The organism is Actinomadura sp. GC306, assembly GCF_004348665.1.
GTDB lineage: Bacteria > Actinomycetota > Actinomycetes > Streptosporangiales > Streptosporangiaceae > Spirillospora.
The window spans coordinates 1-1,644 of record NZ_SMKM01000520.1 but is presented as its reverse complement, the minus strand read 5'-3'; the positions used below and the strand labels follow the sequence as shown (position 1 = coordinate 1,644).

2 protein-coding genes are annotated in these 1,644 nt (G+C 72.2%); both read right to left on the bottom strand.

The window, feature by feature from the left end; translation table 11 throughout:
* Positions 1–163: 163 nt before the first annotated feature.
* On the bottom strand, positions 164–1,000 hold the full coding sequence (locus E1200_RS33225) for an N-acetylmuramoyl-L-alanine amidase (protein ID WP_243709059.1): 837 nt from the start codon (positions 998–1,000) through the stop codon (positions 164–166).
* 89 nt (positions 1,001–1,089) lie between these two features.
* The gene (locus E1200_RS33220) at positions 1,090–1,326 is read right to left on the bottom strand and encodes a hypothetical protein (RefSeq protein ID WP_131956627.1); all 237 of its coding nucleotides are present in this window, start codon (positions 1,324–1,326) and stop codon (positions 1,090–1,092) included.
* Positions 1,327–1,644 lie beyond the last annotated feature (318 nt).

Here is a 1,644-nt window from a genome sequence, read left to right as displayed (position 1 = left end):
GTGTAATCCGCCCCCAGCAGCCCGTCACGAACCCGCCCCAGAACCTCCCGAAGATCACCCACTCCCCCATCCTGCCGCGCCGAACAACCAGACACGCCCCACTTCGGCCGCGGTCTCAGGCGCGTGGTCTCACAGGCGCGTGGTCGCCGGGAGTTCGGGGTGGTCAGGTCAGGTAGGTCTTGAAGCCTTCGGTGAGGGCCTCGGCTATGCGCTGGCGGAACGAGGCGCTGGCGAACTTGGCCGCGTCGCCCTTGTTGCGCATGTTCCCGCACTCGATGAAGACCTTGGGGACCCGCGACATGTTGAGCCCGCCGAGGTCGTCGCGGCGGTCGCGGCCGTCCTCGCCGAGGTAGTTGGAGTAGGGCATGCCGGTGCCGTCGCGGTAGGCGTCGCGGAGGGCCTTGCCCAGCTTGTGCGACCCCGGCACCATCGCGGCGTTGCTGCCGATGGAGACCGGTTCGATGATGTGGAAGCCGTGCGCGGACGCGCGGGAGTTGCCGTCGGCGTGGATCGAGACGGCGGCGTCCGCGTCCAGCCGGTTCGCGATCGCGGCCCGCTCGGTGATGCACGGGCCGACGCCCTTGTCGTCCTTGCGCGTCAGCGTGACCTCGGCGCCCTCGGCGCGCAGCAGCTTCGCGAGGCGCTTGGAGACGTCCCAGGTGAAGGCGTGCTCGGGGTAGCCGTCATTGGACGCGGTGCCGGTCGTGTCGCACGCCTTGGTGCCGTTGCCGATCCGGACCTTCTTGTTGATCTCCTTGGGGTGGTCGGCGTTGCCCCCGTTGTGCCCGGGGTCGATGACGATCACCTTGCCGTCCAGGGCCGGCGCGTCCCGCCCGGCCGCCGCGGGCGTCCGGTCCTGCTCGGTGGGCGCTCCCGCCCTCGGCGGGTTGACCGGCCCGCTGGGAGCCGCGGACCCGCCGGAGGACCCGCCGCACGCGGTGAGCGCGCCGAGGCACAGCGCGATACCGGCGGCCCAGCGGCCGCCTCGATGGACTCGCACTGGCGGTTTCCTCCGTGACGGGTTCGTTATGGACCCACACAGTCTGCACGCCGCCGGGGCCGCGTCAAACGAACTCCGGGAAACCGGTGTCAGCCGAGGGGGTCCTCCTTGCCGAGGAGAGCGGCCAGCGCGCGCGCCTCGTCCGCGTCCAGGCCGAGCACGACGCGGGGACGGCCCCACGGGTGGTCGATCGAATGGGCGACGTAGCTCGCGACGGACTCCGAGACTTCCTCGGCCAGCCCGCGCGCGTGGCGCCACTCCGACCACGCGCGTTCCAATTCACTCGCCGCGCGCTGCGCGCACGACACCAGTTCCGGGTCACGCACGGGACCCACCCCCCTGATGGACTTGTCCTTCCCTTGCCCGCGCGGCGGCCCCCTCCGGCCCGGGCGGCCTCCCCGAGACCGCCCGGACGGTGCCGCCGGACGCTGCGTCCCATTAACCCGCCGGCGGGGCGGCACGGGCCGGCGAATGCGGCAGGCTTGGCCGGCCCCTTACCCGGTGCACACCGGATCGAGGCACGATCGGCCGTTTCCGTTCCCCGTACATGAACCGGGACCGGCGGGAGGGGGAGGATCGTATCGGCGGGAGCGAGACGAGACGGGGGACGTTTCCGGCGGGGACGTTTCCGGCAGGGGGGCAGG